Source organism: uncultured Arthrobacter sp. (assembly GCF_902805515.1).
Taxonomy (GTDB): domain Bacteria; phylum Actinomycetota; class Actinomycetes; order Actinomycetales; family Micrococcaceae; genus Arthrobacter_D.
The window spans coordinates 1-15,576 of the sequence record NZ_CADCTE010000016.1; the positions used below are offsets into that span (position 1 = coordinate 1).

Annotated in this window: 15 protein-coding genes; 5 read left to right on the forward strand and 10 right to left on the reverse strand. The window is 70.0% G+C overall.

Going from position 1 to position 15,576, the window contains the following annotated elements:
* Nucleotides 1-279: 279 nt before the first annotated feature.
* From secF to QZX79_RS01715, 9 genes are all read right to left on the reverse strand, one after another.
* On the reverse strand, nt 280-1,278 hold the full coding sequence (secF, locus tag QZX79_RS01675; RefSeq protein WP_294563744.1) for a protein translocase subunit SecF: 999 nt from the start codon (nt 1,276-1,278) through the stop codon (nt 280-282).
* On the reverse strand, nt 1,275-3,023 hold the full coding sequence (gene secD, locus QZX79_RS01680; RefSeq protein WP_294563747.1) for a protein translocase subunit SecD: 1,749 nt from the start codon (nt 3,021-3,023) through the stop codon (nt 1,275-1,277). Before secD ends, secF begins: the two co-directional genes overlap by 4 nt.
* Nucleotides 3,024-3,111: 88 nt before the next feature.
* Nucleotides 3,112-3,588: a preprotein translocase subunit YajC gene (yajC, locus tag QZX79_RS01685; RefSeq protein ID WP_294563750.1), complete on the reverse strand. Its 477-nt coding sequence runs from the start codon at nt 3,586-3,588 to the stop codon at nt 3,112-3,114.
* 114 nt (nt 3,589-3,702) lie between these two features.
* Nucleotides 3,703-4,812 (reverse strand): Holliday junction branch migration DNA helicase RuvB, encoded by a 1,110-nt coding sequence (gene ruvB, locus QZX79_RS01690; protein WP_294563752.1) that lies wholly within the window; start codon nt 4,810-4,812, stop codon nt 3,703-3,705.
* Entirely contained in the window at nt 4,812-5,435 is a 624-nt protein-coding gene (gene ruvA, locus QZX79_RS01695) for a Holliday junction branch migration protein RuvA (protein ID WP_294563755.1), read from the reverse strand. Before ruvA ends, ruvB begins: the two co-directional genes overlap by 1 nt.
* A gap of 188 nt (nt 5,436-5,623) precedes the next feature.
* Entirely contained in the window at nt 5,624-6,199 is a 576-nt protein-coding gene (gene ruvC, locus QZX79_RS01700; protein WP_120169138.1) for a crossover junction endodeoxyribonuclease RuvC, read from the reverse strand.
* Nucleotides 6,200-6,232: 33 nt separating this feature from the next.
* Nucleotides 6,233-6,991, reverse strand: coding sequence for a YebC/PmpR family DNA-binding transcriptional regulator (locus tag QZX79_RS01705; protein WP_294563762.1), 759 nt, complete (start codon nt 6,989-6,991; stop codon nt 6,233-6,235).
* 2 nt (nt 6,992-6,993) lie between these two features.
* Nucleotides 6,994-7,707: a pyridoxal 5'-phosphate synthase glutaminase subunit PdxT gene (pdxT, locus tag QZX79_RS01710; RefSeq protein WP_294563764.1), complete on the reverse strand. Its 714-nt coding sequence runs from the start codon at nt 7,705-7,707 to the stop codon at nt 6,994-6,996.
* Nucleotides 7,708-7,812: 105 nt separating this feature from the next.
* Nucleotides 7,813-8,391, reverse strand: a complete 579-nt coding sequence (locus tag QZX79_RS01715) for a TetR family transcriptional regulator (RefSeq protein ID WP_294563767.1) — start codon at nt 8,389-8,391, stop codon at nt 7,813-7,815.
* Nucleotides 8,392-8,500: 109 nt separating this feature from the next.
* Between QZX79_RS01715 and QZX79_RS01720 the strand changes: the two genes are divergently transcribed.
* The 5 genes from QZX79_RS01720 to QZX79_RS01740 all read left to right on the forward strand — a co-directional run bounded on the left by QZX79_RS01720 (nt 8,501) and on the right by QZX79_RS01740 (nt 14,920).
* Nucleotides 8,501-9,973 carry an MFS transporter gene (locus QZX79_RS01720; RefSeq protein ID WP_294563770.1) on the forward strand — a complete coding sequence of 491 codons (1,473 nt, stop codon included), beginning with the start codon at nt 8,501-8,503 and terminating at the stop codon, nt 9,971-9,973.
* Nucleotides 9,974-10,009: 36 nt separating this feature from the next.
* Entirely contained in the window at nt 10,010-11,281 is a 1,272-nt protein-coding gene (locus QZX79_RS01725; protein ID WP_294563772.1) for a Mur ligase family protein, read from the forward strand.
* Nucleotides 11,281-12,003: a type 1 glutamine amidotransferase gene (locus QZX79_RS01730; RefSeq protein WP_294563775.1), complete on the forward strand. Its 723-nt coding sequence runs from the start codon at nt 11,281-11,283 to the stop codon at nt 12,001-12,003. Before QZX79_RS01725 ends, QZX79_RS01730 begins: the two co-directional genes overlap by 1 nt.
* Before the next feature lie 190 nt (nt 12,004-12,193).
* A complete protein-coding gene (locus QZX79_RS01735; protein ID WP_294563778.1) occupies nt 12,194-14,203 on the forward strand; it encodes a M3 family metallopeptidase in 2,010 nt (669 codons plus the stop codon).
* 6 nt (nt 14,204-14,209) lie between these two features.
* Complete coding sequence (locus tag QZX79_RS01740) at nt 14,210-14,920, forward strand: GNAT family N-acetyltransferase (protein ID WP_294563781.1); 711 nt, start codon at nt 14,210-14,212, stop codon at nt 14,918-14,920.
* Nucleotides 14,921-14,960: 40 nt separating this feature from the next.
* Here the strand turns inward: QZX79_RS01740 and QZX79_RS01745 are convergent, their stop codons facing one another.
* Complete coding sequence (locus QZX79_RS01745; protein ID WP_294563784.1) at nt 14,961-15,422, reverse strand: PGPGW domain-containing protein; 462 nt, start codon at nt 15,420-15,422, stop codon at nt 14,961-14,963.
* Nucleotides 15,423-15,576 lie beyond the last annotated feature (154 nt).

Consider the following 15,576-nt stretch of genomic DNA (forward strand, 5'->3'; position numbering starts at 1 on the left):
CGGCTGCCGGAGCGACCGGAGCGGCCGGCGGCGCGACGGGCGCCGCGCTCCAGTTCGGACCGGCGGCCGGAGCTGCGGGCGGCGGGCCGGGCACCGGACGCGGCGGAGCGGCCGGCGGTGATGTCCGGCCGGTGGTGGACCGCTCTGCGGGTGTTACCGCTTCAGCCATTTCAGCCCTTATCCTCAGCGCGTCGGCTACCTCTCATGCCCTTCGGGAGTGCACACCGTTAAGTCTAGCGGTGCCGGCGGCGCAGGAGCTGCACCGCCGGCACCGCAGGATCAGGCGTTTGCGGCCTCGAGGGCCCGCCGCTGGCGGACCTTCTTTTCCTGCTCCTTAATCTCCGGCTCATTCAGCCGCAGCCACGCGTACATCGGCGCGGCAACGAAGATGGTGCTCAGGGTGCCGAGGATGATGCCGATGAACAGCGCCAGGGACAGGTCCCGAAGCGTTCCGGCGCCGAGGAGGTAGGCGCCGATGAACAGGATGGAGGCGACCGGCAGCACCGCCACGACCGAGGTGTTGATGGAGCGCACCAACGTCTGGTTGACCGCGAGGTTGACCTGCTCGGCGAAGGTGCGCTTGGAGGTCACGGACAGTTCCGCCGTGTTCTCCCGGATCTTGTCGAACACCACCACCGTGTCGTACAGGGCGTAGCTGAGGATGGTGAGGAAGCCGATGATCGCCGAGGGGGTCACCTCGAAGTCGCTGAGGGAGTACAGCCCGGCGGTCACGACCATGACGACCACCAGGGCGCTCATGGCGGCCAGCGACATCTTCCAGGTGCGGAAGTACAGGGCCATGAGCACGGCGGCCAGCAGGACAAACACCACCAGGCCGATCAGTGCCTGCCGGCTGACGTCCTCGCCCCAGGTGGGCCCGACGAAGCTCGAGGTGACCTGTTCCGGCCCGACGCCGTAACCGGCGATGAGGTTGTCGCGCACGCTCAGCGTCTGGTCGTCGCTGAGCCGCTCGGTCTGGACACGGATGGTCTCGGCCGCGATGTTGGTGACCCGCGGGACGGCCTCGGGCACGACGTCAGTGACCGCCTTCTCCCCCACCGCGATGTCGGTGTTCGCGGTGTCGGAGACGGTGAACTCGGAGCCGCCGCGGAAGTCGATGCCCAGGTTGAACCCGCCCTTGACCACCGGAATGATCAGGGCGAGGAGCACGGCGGCTGCGGAGATGATGAACCAGAGCTTCCGCTTGGCGACGAAGGGGTAGGACCGCTTGCCGGAATAGAGCTCGTTACCGAAGTCGGCGAAGCTGCTGCGCTTCATCGGTTTTCTTCTTTCTCTTCGGCGGGGCCGCGTCCGGCCAGTGCCTTCTGCTGCTCCGCGATGCGCCGCTCGGCAATGGTCATGCGGCGTTCCGCCTCGCCGGCGGCCGCCTTGTTCTTCGTCTTGGCCGCAACGGCCGGCCGGGCGGCCGTCTCGGCGGGGCTGCGGAAGCGTCCGGCCCCGCGGTAGAGCGGCGCCACGCCCAGGCGTTCCGGGTCAAGCCCGGACCACTTGTGGCCCTCGCCGAAGAAGCGGGTACGGGCCAGCAGGCGCAGGACCGGGTGGGTGAACAGGAAGACGACGACGAGGTCCGCGATGGCCGTAAGGCCCAGGGTGAAGGCGAAGCCGCGGACGTTGCCGACGGCCACGAAGTAGAGGACAAGGGCGGCGAGGAGGTTGACCGCCTTGGAGGCGAGCACCGTCCGCTTGGCGCGGCGCCACCCGTTCTCCACGGCGGAGATCATGCCCCTGCCGTCCCGCAGTTCGTCGCGGATCCGCTCGAAGTACACGATGAAGGAGTCCGCGGTCTGCCCGATGGCCACAATCAGGCCTGCCACACCGGCCAGCGACAGCCGGTAGTTCTCGGTCCAGCCCAGGATGGCGATGGCCAGGTAGGTCAGGACGCCGGCCACGACGAGCGAGGCGATGGTGACCAGGCCGAGCATGCGGTACTGGAACATCGAGTACACGGCGACCAGCGCCAGGCCGATCAGGCCCGCGATGAGGCCAAGGCGCAGCTGGTCGGCGCCGAGGGTCGCGGAGATCTGCTGCTCGCTCTGGATCTCGAAGCTGATCGGCAGGGCGCCGTACTTCAGCTGCTCGGCGAGGGTGGCGGCCGATTCCTCGGTGAAGCTGCCGCTGATGCTCGGGTTGCCGTCGGGGATCACGGCGTTCGTCGTCGGGGCGGAGACGATCCGGCCGTCGAGGACGATGGCGAACTGGTTGCGCGGGTCGCCCTGGCCGATTGCGAAGAGCCGCTCGGTGACGCCGCGGAAGACCTTCGTGGCCTCGTCGTTGAAGTCGATGTTGACGACCCAGCTGTTGAGGGACTGTCCCTGCTGGCCGCGGGCGAGCCCGTGGGTGGCGCCGTCGATGTCGGTGCCGGGCACCTCGACGGGCCCCAGGATGTACTTGCCCTGGGTTTCGGGCTCGCAGGCGACCATCGGCTGGTCGGCGGGGGCCGGTTCGGTCCTCGGCTCGAGCGCGGCGGGGTCGAGGCAGTCCAGGGTCTCGAACGCGGTGAAGATCTCCGGGGTGATCCAGTTGGGGTCGCTGGCGTCCGCGGGTTCCGCGGTCGGCTTGGGCAGCTGGTCGGCGGGGGTGGGAGTCTCCGCGGCGGGCGCCTGGCCCGGTCCGCCCGCGAGCACGGGGCGGAATTCAAGCTGCGCCGAGGCCCGGATCAGCTCACGGGTCTCGGAGTCGGGGGTTCCCGGGAGGGAGACGATGACGTTCCGGCCTGACTGGGTGGAGATTTCGGCTTCGGCCACGCCGCTGCCGTCGACCCGCTGGCGGATGATCTCGACCGCCTGGTCCAGCTGTTCGGGGCTGATCTCGGAGCCGCCGCCCTGCAGCTTGGGCGAGAGGATCAGCTGCGTGCCGCCCTCGAGGTCGAGGGCGAGCTTCGGGGTCCAGCTCGCGTTGCTCCAGACGGAGCCGGCGCCCAGCAGCGCGGCGAGCAGAGCAAGAAGTACGCCCAGCCAGACGAGGGTTCGTTTGGCTGCCGTGCCGGGGCCGGTACGTGGCATTGTCGATTGTCCTTAGGAGTGGAGCGCGGTGTCCGCGCCGTGCCGGTGGAACCCGGCCGCCGGGGCTGCCCGGGGCCGGGACTGAATGCTAGTTGTCGTTGTTCCTGTTGTTCTCGCGGTTCAGCCGCGCCACCGTTTCCTCGGGGGTTTCGGCGGCGGTGCTTCCCGCGGTGCCGGCGGTCCCGGTCGTGGCGATGGTGTCCGGCGCGGCGACGGAGGGCTCGTCATCGAGGTCCCCTGCCGGCTCCTGCTTCACGACCTTGCTCAGGGCCTGGGTGTGCACGGTGGCGGTGTTGCCCGGGGAGAGTTCGATGACGGCCTTGTTGTTCTCCTGGTCGATCGACACGATGGTCCCGAAGAGGCCGAACTGGGTCATCACCTCGGCGCCGGGCTCCATCTGCGAACGCATCTCGGTGACCTGCTGCTTGGCCTTGCGCTGCCGGCGGAACATGGAGAAGATCAGAAACGCCAGCGCGAGCGGCAGGATCAGGTTGAAGATGTCGAACGAAGAACCGGCGGCATCGCCGGCTTCCGTCGCGGTCGAAGCTACTACGTTTGCGAACACAGAAAAGTTCCGTTCCTATAACTGGGGTCGGCACAGCCGGCGCAGGTTCAGCCGGCTCACGCCGCGTGTCCTCCCAGTGTAAAGGGAAACCGGCCCCCGGCCGGTCAGGCGGGGTCAGGTCATCCAGTCCTCGGCCGGGTCCCCGCTTGAAACTTCGTCCTCCTGCGCGGCGGTGAAGAGGTCCTCGGGCATCGCTGCGGCCACCGAGGGCGGCATCACCAGCCCGAGGTGGTGCCAGGCCGCGGCGGTGGCGATCCTGCCGCGCGGGGTGCGCCCGAGCATGCCCTCGCGCACCAGGTACGGCTCGGCGACCGTCTCGACGGTTTCCGGTTCCTCCCCGACGGCGATGGCGAGCGTCGACAGGCCCACCGGTCCGCCGTTGAACTTGGTGATCAGCGCGGTCAGCACGGAGCGGTCGAGCCGGTCCAGGCCCTTTTCGTCGACCTCGTACATGTCCAGCGCCGCCCCGGCGCTGGACGCGTCGATCAGGTCGATGCCGTGGACGAGCGCCCAGTCGCGCACCCGGCGCAGCAGGCGGTTGGCGATGCGGGGGGTGCCCCGGGAGCGGCCGGCGATCTCGGCGAAGGCGGCCGAGTTGACCTTCATGTCCATGAGCATGGCCGAGCGGCGCAGCACCAGTTCGAGCTCATCGGTGGAGTAGAACTCGAGGTGGCCGGTGAAGCCGAAGCGGTCGCGCAGCGGCCCGGGCAGCAGCCCGGCGCGGGTGGTGGCCCCGACGAGGGTGAAGGGGGGAAGGTCGAGCGGGATGGCCGTGGCGCCGGGGCCCTTGCCGACGACGATGTCGACGCGGAAGTCCTCCATCGCCATGTAGAGCATTTCCTCCGCCGGGCGGGACATGCGGTGGATCTCGTCGAGGAACAGCACCTCGCCCTCGGTGAGCGAGGAGAGGATCGCGGCGAGGTCGCCGGCGTGCTGGATCGCGGGCCCCGAGGAGATGCGCAGCGGCGCGTTCATCTCGGCGGCGATGATCATGGCGAGCGTGGTCTTGCCCAGCCCGGGCGGGCCGGACAGCAGCACGTGGTCGGCGCTGCGGCCCCGGAGCCGGGAGGCCTCGAGCACGAGGGACAGCTGCCGGCGCACGCGCTTCTGGCCGACGAAGTCGTCGAGATTTTTCGGCCGCAGGGCGGCCTCGACGGCGCGGTCCTCGGGGTCGGAGCCGGCCGCGACCAGGGGTGCGTCGCCGGGCTGCTGCGCGGAGGCCATCAGAGGCTCTTCGCCCGGGCCGAGCTCCGTGCGCCGTCGGAGCCGAGGCGGCGGAGGGTGAGCTTGAGGATCTGGGCGACGTCGCCGGTGGCCGCGACCTCGGGCGCCTCGGCGGTGGCGGCGTCGATGGCGGCGCCGGCGTCCTTCTCGGACCAGCCAAGGCCGACCATGGCGTTGAGCACCTGGCCCTGCCAGGTGTTCTTCGGAACGCCGGGCGCCTCGAGGGGCACCAGCTTGCCGGCGAGTTCGAGGACGATCCGGCGCGCCCCCTTGGGCCCGATGCCGGGCACCTTGCTGAAGGCCTTGTCGTCCCCAGAGGACGCGGCGATGCGGATGGCTTCGGGGGCGTGCACGGCGAGCACGGCCAGGGCGAGCCGCGGGCCGACGCCGCTGATGGCCAGCAGGGTGTCGAAGACCTCGCGCTGCTCGGCGTCCTCAAAGCCGAAGAGGGTCATCGAGTCCTCGCGCACGACCATGGTGGTGAAGACCTGGGCTTCGCCGCCGACCCGGAGCGTGGCCAGGGTCTGCGGCGTCGCCTGGACCTGCATGCCGAAACCGTTGACGTCGAGCACGGCGGACTGCAGGCCCACTGAGGCCACCGTGCCGCGGAGGGAACTGATCATGTCGGGGAGCTCCAAAGAGGTGGTGGGATCGATCGCCCGAACCAGCGTCCGAACATACTTTCTATTACGTTACCGTTCCGGGGCTCCGGACGTACAACGCCACACCGGACCATCGCCGTTCGCGCTGCGGGATCCTCCGCGGTGCCCCTCAGCGGGCCGATCCTTCGGCGGGTCCCCCGCGGTGCCGATCAGCGGCGCCGGGCCCTCGCCTCGGCCTCGGCCCACATCCGCTGGGCAGGCGTGGCGGCTCCCGCACCGGAGGCGGCGGCCGCACCCTGCAGGCCCACTCCCCTGCGCCAGGCGTGGGTGATGGCCAGGGCCAGGGCATCGGCGGCGTCGGCCGGCCGCGGCGGGGCGTCAAGGCGCAGGATCTTCGTGACCATCTTGGTGACGGCCACCTTGTCGGACTGCCCGTTGCCGGTCACCGCGGCCTTGACCTCGGTGGGGGTGTGCAGTGCAACGGGGATTCCGCGCCGGGCTGCGGCGGCGATGACCACCCCGGAGGCCTGAGCGGTTCCCATCACGGTGCTGACATTGAGCTGGCTGAACACCCGTTCGACGGCCAGCACATGCGGGGAGTGAAGGTCGAGCCACTCGTCGACGGCCTCGGCAATGACCAGCAGCCGCTGGTCGAGGCTGCGCCCGGCCTCCGTACCCACCACGCCCACGGCGACCAGGGTCGAGTGGCGGTTCGGTTCGACGTCGACGACGGCCAGGCCGCACCGGGTCAGCCCGGGGTCGATGCCCATGACGCGGATCGTCACGGCTCACCGTCCCGCAGGCCCGCCCGGACGGTGCTAATCGTCGGTCTCGAGTTCGGCGAGGACCTCTTCGGAGAGGTCGGCGTTGGAGTACACGTTCTGCACGTCGTCGAGCTCTTCGAGGGCGTCAACGAGCTTGAGGAACTTCTTCGCGCCGTCGACATCCAGCTCGACCTGCATCGAGGGAACGAATTCGGCCTCGTCGGTGTCGTATTCGATGCCGTTCTCCTCGAGCGCGGCCACGACGGCCCGCAGGTCCTGGGGCTCGGAGATCACTTCGAAGGTGTCGGCGGACTCCTTGACCTCCTCGGCGCCGGCGTCGAGGACCGCCATCAGGACATCGTCCTCGGACAGGCCGTTCTTCGGCAGCGTGACGACGCCCTTGCGGGTGAACAGGTAGGCCACCGAGCCCGGGTCGGCGACGCTGCCGCCGTTGCGGGTGATCCCGAGGCGGACCTCGGAAGCGGCCCTATTCTTGTTGTCGGTGAGGCACTCGATGAGCAGGGCCGAGCCCTGGGGCCCGCGCGCCTCGTACATGATGGTCTGGTAGTCGACGGCGTCGCCGAGGAGCCCGGCACCGCGCTTGACGGCGCGGTTGATGTTGTCGATGGGGACCGAGGTCTTCTTCGCCTTGGACACCGCGAGCTCGAGGCCCGGGTTGCCGGCGAGGTCCGCGCCTCCGGCCCGCGCCGCCACCTCGATGTTCTTGATCAGCTTGGCGAAGGACTTCGCGCGCTTGGCGTCGATCGCGGCCTTCTTATGTTTGGTTGTAGCCCACTTAGAGTGCCCCGACATGCCTACGCTTCTCCTCTGATCATTCGAATAAACAATTCGTGGACCCGCCGCTCGCCGGTGACTTCCGGATGGAAACTCGTCGCGAGCAGGTTGCCTGACCGCACTGCCACAATTCTAGCGACCGTCCCGGACTTATCCGGGCCGCCGTCGTCGGACCCGCCGGGCGGGGGCGTCTCCGGCGCCGGCACCTCGGCGAGGACCTCCACCGAGGGACCGACCTTCTCCACCCAGGGTGCGCGGATGAAGACGGCCCGCACCGGGTCGTCTCCGCCGGCGCCGACGGTGTCGGCGAGCCCGGTGAAGGCGAGGTCGGTCTCGAAGGATTCCCGCTGGCGGCCGAAGGCGTTGCGCCGCACCACGATGTCCAGTCCCCCAAGGGTCTGCTGCGGGTTGCCCTGGCGGTCGGTGGAGGGGTCGGCGATGACGTCGGCGAGCATAATCATGCCCGCGCAGGAACCGTAGGCTGGCAGGCCGCCTTTCAGCAGCGCGCGCAGCGGTTCGGTAAGGTCGAAGGCCCGGCTGAGCTTGTCGATCGTCGTCGATTCGCCGCCGGGAATGATGATCCCGTCGATGCCCTCCAGCTCGGAGGGCCGCCGGACGGCGATGGCGGTGCCGCCGAGGGCTTCGATGGTCCGGATGTGTTCGCGCACGTCCCCCTGGACGGCCAGCACGCCGATGCGCACGCCGGAGGAGGGCGAAGGTGAGGAAGTGGCCATCCTCCAATTCTAGGCGGGAGGCCGCGCTGCCGGTGAACCGAGCCGCGGGTTGGAGCACCAACTGGTTGGAGCACCAGTTCTTTGGAGCACCAGCCGGGCGGACGGCTAGGCGGACGCGCCGGCTGCCGGAGGTGGCACCACAAGCCGGCGGGCTGCCTCGACGGCGGCACGCCGGTGGGCTCGAGGGTCGTCTCCGGCGCCCCGGGCCATCAGCGGCGCCTGCGCCCAGGCATGGGCGAGGGAGAAGAGCAGGTGCAGCAGCTCGTCGGCGGCCCACCCCGGATCGATCAGCCCGCGCCGCTGGCCGTCCCGAATGGCCTCCATCTTCTGCTGGGGAGACGGAACCGCAGCGGGCAGCCGGTAGTCGACGCCCTCAAGCTGAGCCCAGGTCATCACCCGGAGGTTCTCGGGATTCGCGTGGATGTGGTCGAACACGGCACCCACGAAGCCGGGAAGATCCGCAGGGTCCAGGGTGACCGCCTCGTGGAATTCGGAGGCGTTGAGGTCGAGGACGGCCTGGAAGAGGCTCGCCTTGTCGCTGAAGTACGCGTAGAGCCGCTCCTTGCTGGCGCTGGCGCCCCGGGCGATGCTGTCGATCCGCGCTCCGGCCAGTCCCTTGGCGGCGAACTCGGTGCGGGCAGCGCGGACCACCCTGGTGCGGACGTCGGTCGGGGCGTGTTCCATCCCTTCACTATAGTTCCGCACAACGCACCGAACGAACTAGTTCGTTTGACGTCGGTGAATCTGCTTCCTAAGCTGGGACCCTTCCCCCACCGCATCCGACAGGAGCACCATGTCCACCCCTGCCCCCGCCCCGGCGGAATCACTTCCGCCGGGCACCACCGGCAGCACCCGCGCACGCTGGATCGTCCTGGCCGTCGTCGCCCTTGCCCAGCTGATGGTGGTGCTCGACGGCACCATCGTGAACATCGCCCTCCCCCAGGCGCAGCAGGCGCTGGGCATGAGCGACAGCGACCGCAGCTGGGTCGTGACCCTCTACGCCCTGGCCTTCGGCGCGCTCCTGCTCCTGGGCGGGCGCGTCGCCGACTACTGGGGACGCAAGCGGTCATTCCTCACCGGCATGGCCGGCTTCGCCCTCGCCTCCGCCCTGGGAGGCGTGGCGACGACCCCCGAGATGCTGCTGGCCGCGCGCGGCCTCCAGGGCGCGTTCGCGGCCCTGCTCGCCCCGGCCGCGCTGGCGATCCTTTCGGTCACCTTCCCCGGGGGCAGGGACCGCGTGAAGGCATTCGCCGTCTACGGGACGATCGCCGGAGGCGGCGCCGCCATCGGCCTGCTCCTGGGCGGCGTGCTCACCGAATACTTCAGCTGGCACTGGTGCCTGCTCGTGAACGTGCCGATCGCCGCCGTCGCGATCGCCGCAGGAATCCCGCTGCTCAAGGAAAGCCGCGCCGAAGGGGACACCCGGTACGACCTCCCCGGCGCCGTCCTGGTCACCGCGGGCCTCGCGTCCGTCGTCTACGGATTCTCCCGGGCGGAATACGGGTGGGCCCGGCCCGACACCATCGCCTTCCTCGCGGCCGGCGCCGTCCTGCTCGCCGTCTTCCTCCGCGTCGAGGCGGTCTCCAACCACCCGCTGCTACCCCTGCGGGTGCTTGCCGACCGGGTCCGCGGGGGTGCCTACCTCGTCTCGATCCTCGTCGGGGCCGCACTCCTTGGCGGCCTGCTCTACCTCACGCTCTACTTCCAGATCGTGCTCGGCCTCAGCCCGCTGGCCTCCGGCCTCGCCTCCCTGCCCATGACGGCCGCCATCATCGTCAGCGCGGCGCTCGTCTCCAAGGCGCTCCCCGTCGTCGGGCCGCGGATCCTGATGACCGCCGGCCCGCTCACCGCCGCCGCCGGGCTGCTCTACCTGAGCCGGATCAGCGTTGAGGGCAACTACGTCCTCGAGGTGCTGCCCGGCCAGCTGCTGCTGGGCATCGGACTGGCCCTGGTCTTCGTGCCCCTGCAGAACGTCGCCCTGGCCGGCATCGAATCCCGCGACGCCGGGGTGGCCAGCGCCGCCGTCACCGCCACCCAGCAGATCGGCGGATCGATCGGAACCGCCGTCTTCACCGCCCTCTATGCGGCCGCCGCGGCTACCGGCAGCGGCGAACCGGCCACCCTGGCTCCACTGGTCGAGGGCTACTCGAGCGTCTTCCTCGCCGCCGCCGTCGCCCTCGCGGCAGCCGCGCCCATCAGCTGGTTTATGGTGCGGGTGGACCGGAGGATGTTTTCCACCTCGAGCGAAGCGGTGCACCTTGGCTGACCGGTTCCCCCCGGTGCTTGCGCTACGTTTAACAGCATGAATCCCTTGAGCGTGCTGGTCGGCAAAGCGGTGCGCCGCGCCTCGAAACTGCGGGGTGGCGGCTCGGCCCTTCCCGGCCTCGTCGTCGAACGGATGGACCCGGGCTTCATGGGCCGGGCCCTGTCCACCCTTGAGCACGGCGTGATGGTGGTCAGCGGCACCAACGGCAAGACCACGACCACCAAGATGGTCGTTGAACTGCTCGAGGGTCAGGGCCTCAAGGTTTTCACGAACCGCACGGGCAGCAACTTCACCCGGGGCGTCGCCGCGGCCCTGCTCGGCGAGGTGGACTGGCGCGGACGCCTCGACGCGGACATCGCCGTCCTTGAACTCGACGAGGCCCACGCCGTGCATTTCGTGAACCTTGTCCGCCCGAAGTACTCCCTGCTGCTGAACGTCCTGAGGGATCAGCTCGACCGGTTCGGGGAGATCGACGCGACCACGCGCCTGCTGGGCAGGATCGCCGCCGCCACCGCCGGGACGGTGATCCTCAACCGCGAAGACCCGCGGGTGGCCGGCCTCGCGCCGACGGTGCGGGACGCCGGCGTCGTCTACTTCGGCCTCGACCCCTCGCTTCGCAGCACCTTCCCGAACGACGACGAACTCCGGGGCGCCACCGGCGTTCCGGCGCCGTCGGACCTCCCCGCCGATGTCGTGCTGGAGCAGGTCGAAGGCAACGGCGCGGTGTTCGGCGTCGGCGGGAGGTCGGTGCCGGCCGACCTGCGCCTGCGAGGGGTCTACAACATCTTCAATGCGGCCGCCGCTCTGGCCGCGGCCCGCACCGTGCTCGGCGGGGCCGCCGACGAGGACGCCCTCTTCGCCTCGCTGTCGGCCGTCGAACCGGCCTTCGGGCGCGGCGAGAGCCTCACCGTGAACGGCCAGCCCCTCGAACTGGTCCTGGTGAAAAACCCCAGCGGCTTCCGGCTTGGACTCAAGTCTTTCGATCCGGCCGGACACGCCACCATGATTGCGATCAACGACAACTACGCCGACGGCCGCGACATGTCGTGGCTGTGGGACGTTGACTTCGACTCGCTGCGCGCCGCCGGCGTCGACCTCGTCACCGGGGTGCGCGCCTACGACATGGCGCTGCGCCTGAAATACGACGACGTCGAGGTCCGCGGCATCGAGCCCGAGATCCCGGCGGCGCTCAAGGAGTTCATCGCCGGCAGCCCGGGTCAGCCAAAACGCATCTTCTGCACCTACACGGCGATGCTCGCCGTGCGGCGCGAATTGTCCAAGATCACGACCGTCGAGGTGGTTTCCTGATGTCCAAGGGCACGATATCCATCCTTCAGCTGTACCCCCGCGAGATGAACATCTACGGTGACTGGGGCAACGTCCTGGTGCTCAAGCAGCGCCTGGCCTGGCACGGATACGACGCCGTCATCTCCGAACACAACGCCGGCGACAGCTTCCCCGACGACGCCGACCTGATCATCGGCGGAGGCGGGCAGGACAGCGGCCAGCTGGTGATCCAGGAGGACCTTCAGGCCATTGGGCCCCGCCTGCGCGGACTGGCCGAGGACGGGCAGCCGATGCTTGCCATCTGCGGGCTCTACCAGCTGTTCGGCAAATTCTTTCGGACCGTGGACGGCACGGTGATCCCGGGCATCGGGGTGCTCGACCTTGAGACCCACGGTGGAAAGGAGCGCCTCATCGGCAACGTCGTCGCCACCAGCGGGGAGTTCGGCGAGATCCACGGGTACGAGAACCACAGCGGGCAGACCTTCCTGGGCGCCGGAGTGACGCCGCTTGCCACCGTCACCAAGGGTGAGGGCAACAACGCCCGCGACAACCACGAGGGCGCGCGCCACCACAATGTGGTGGCCAGCTACCTCCACGGCTCGCTGCTCCCGAAAAACCCGGCGATCGCTGACTTCCTTATCCGGACCGCAGTCGAGCGGAAGTACGGGACCTTCGAGCCAGGCGAGGTTGACGACACCCTCGCCGACCTCGCCCGGCGCCATGCGGGCAGCCGTCCGCGCTGACTCCCGCCCGCGCTGACCCGCGTCCGTTGGCCCCGCCCCTTGGCTCCGCCCAGTAAGCCAGCGGGGTCATCCGGGCAGGTCATTCAGGCAGGCCAGTCAGGCAGCTCATCCGGTTCCCGGACCGCTCGGTAGGGGCGCCGGAGGGGAACCAGTTCCCGGCCGGCGCCGCGGCATGCAAAAGTTAAGGCTTATGAGCAACCCCTTCCTCGAGCCGAGCACGCTCCCCTACCAGCTGCCGCCCTTCGACCGCATCGAGGACGGGCACTACCTGCCGGCCTTCGAGGCGGGGTTCGCGGAGCAGCTCGCCGAGATCGGGGCCATCACCGCCACCCCGGAGCCCGCAGACTTCGAGAACACCATCGGCGCCCTTGAGCGTTCGGGGCAGGTCCTGCAGCGGGTGGCGGCCGCATTCTCCAACCGTTCCTCGGCCGACTCCACGGCCGCCATCCAGGAGATCGAGACGCGGATCGCGCCGCGCCTTGCCGAGCATTCGGACAATATCCACCTCGACCGCGCCCTCTTCGAGCGCCTCAAGGCGGTCCCCGCGGACGGCCTCGACGCCGAACCGGCCCGGCTGCTGGCCGAGTACCTTCGGCGGTTCACGGCCGCGGGCGCCGAGCTCGACGACGCCGCCCAGGCCCGGCTGCGCGGGCTCAACGCCGAGCTGTCCGAACTGTCGACCGAGTACCAGCAGCGGCTGCTGCGGGACACCAATGCCTCCGCGCTCCTGCTCGACACCGCTGCCGAGCTCGACGGCCTCCCGGCCGATGACATCTCAGCCGCCGCAGCCGCCGCCGTTGCGGCAGGCCACCCCGGCAAATACCTGCTCACCCTGATCCTTCCGACCAACCAGCCGGCGATGGCGCTGCTGACCGACCGCGCGGTGCGCCGGCGGCTCTACGAACTGTCGGTGAACCGCGGCTTCCACGACGGCCGGGACAACACGCTTGAGCTGGCCGCACGCATGGCGGCCCTGCGCGCGGACCGCGCCGCCCTCCTGGGCTTCGACACGTACGCCGCGGCTGCCACGGACGACCAGACCGCACCCTCGCTCGGGGCCATCCGGGAGCGCCTGGCCGCCCTGGCCGGCCCCGCGGTGCGCAACGCCCGGGCGGAGGCCGCCGAGCTCGAGGCCGACGCCGGGCACCCGCTGGAGCCATGGGACTGGGCCTTCCACTCCGAGCGGGTCCGGCGCTCGAAGTACGACGTCGACCTCGCCGCGCTCCGGCCCTACTTTGAGCTGGACCGCGTCCTGAAGGACGGCGTCTTCTTCGCGGCCGGTCAGCTGTACGGGCTGCGCTTTACCGAACGCCCGGACCTCATCGGCTACCATCCCGAGGTGCGCGTGTGGGAGGTCTTCAACGAGGACGGATCCGGCCTGGGCCTGTTCCTCGGCGACTACTACACCCGCGACACGAAGAACGGGGGCGCCTGGATGAACTCATTCGTTGACCAGTCGCAGCTCCTGGGCACCCGCGCCATCGTGGTGAACAACCTGAACATTCCCAAGCCTCCGCCCGGGGAGCCGACCCTCCTCAGCTTTGACGAGGTCGTCACCGCCTTCCACGAGTTCGGCCACGCACTGCACGGCCTGTTCTCGAACGTCACCTACCCCACCTTTTCAGGCACCAGCGTCCCGCGCGACTTCGTCGAATACCCCTCGCAGGTCAATGAGATGTGGATGCTGTGGCCCGAGGTCGTGACGAACTACGCCCGCCACCATGAGACCGGGGAGGCCCTCCCGCAGGAGGTCATCGACCGCGTCACAGCGGCGTCGACATGGGGCGAAGGCTTCGCCACCACCGAGTACCTCGGAGCGACCCTGCTCGACCTCGCCTGGCATTCCCTGACGCCCGGCACTCCCGTTGAGGACCCTGCGGCCTTCGAGCAGCGGGCGCTCCACGAGGCAGGCGTCGACTTTGCCCTGGTTCCGCCGCGCTACCGGACCGGCTATTTCAAGCACATCTTCGCCGGCGGCTATGCCGCCGCCTACTACGCCTACATCTGGAGCGAGGTCCTCGACGCCGACACCGTCGAGTGGTTCAAGTCCTCGGGAGGACTCACCCGGGCCAACGGCGACACCTTCCGCACCGAGCTGCTTTCACGAGGGAACAGCATCGACCCGCTCCAGGCGTTCCGCAACTTCCGGGGCCGGGATGCCGAACTGGAGCCGCTGTTGAAGCGGCGGGGCCTGGCCTGAACCCGGATGGTCACAATTGCCCAGGTCCAGCGCCTGCACACCGCCTGGTTCGCGGCGCTTGCGACCGCCACCGGCGGGAAGACCTTCTCCACCCACGGGTGCACGTGGGCGTGGCTTCCGGCGCGGTCACAGCTTCTGCTCCTGTTCCCGGAGGAGGTCTCGCTGGCCGGCATCCGGCCGGGCCTCGCCGAGGGCAGCAGGCTGGGAGCGAAGACGGTGGGCGTCTGGCTGAACGGCGCGGTGCGCAGCAGCGCCCTGTCGTCCCTGGGGTTCTCCCCGGGGTGGCAGCCGTGGTGGATGGCCGCGCCGGTCGGGATTCCGGCCGCCTATGAGGACGGCGCCGCCGAACTGTCGACGGACGTGCCCGAGTATCTGGGGCCGCTGGCCCGGGAACTGCGGGTGGTGCGGTCCCAGCCACGGCAGGCCTGGCACGCCGAGACACGGGTCGGCGGGAACGTCGTCGGCGCGGCCTACGCGTTCTACCCCTCCGGGGTTCCGGGGCTGCGGGGCCTCGGCGGGATCTTCTCGCTCGAGGTCCTGCCGGAGTACCGCCACCGCGGCCTCGGCACCGCGCTGCTGAGCCGCGCGGCCAAGACGGCGGCCGCCTCCGGGGCCCGGCACCTGGCGGTCAATGCGGCACCCTCCGGGTCCGAGTTCTTCGCGGCCCGGGGCTTCGACCTCGTGGGCCGCGGCAAGACCCTGTGGATGGCGCTCTAGGCCTTGGCCGGCAGGGTGGACGACAGGGGGGACGGCAGCCCTAGGCTTCCGGCGCGGGCCGGGGCCGGAACCGCCGGATGCTGTAAGCGATAAACGCCGCCGCGAGCAGTGCCGAAACGATCAGTCCCGAGCCGACGCTCCAGCCGCCGGGCAGCCACCACTGTGCCTCGAGCGGCCACCACCCGGGCGCGGGCGGCTGAATTCCCCAGAGCACGCCGACGAGGGCCAGCACGAGGGCGGCGGTGAAGCTGAGGGCGATATTGCGCCGGGTCCGAACTCCATGGGCGGCGGCCGCGAAGGCCCGGGTCTTGACCGGCTGCAGCCACCGGCGGGCCCATTCGTACTGCTGGGCGAGCACCGTGAGTCCGGCGACGAGTGCCAGCAGGCCGGGGCCGGGGAGGACGAGGGCAGCGAGCCCAATGGCCACGAGGAGCCAGCCCACGACCAGCCCGGCCACACGTTTTGCGCCCCGGGGCCGGGTCCGTCCTCCAAACCGCGCCATTCGAAACCTCCGAAGTTTCCGCCTGCTCCTGCGCCGGCACCGGATGAGCGCCGGCCTTACCGGCCTGCCGGATGGCCGAATCCGACTGGCCCGCCTGCCGCTCCCGCGTTGGGGCGGGAGCGGCAGCGGGGCCAGTCGAGTGCCGGTTGCTGGA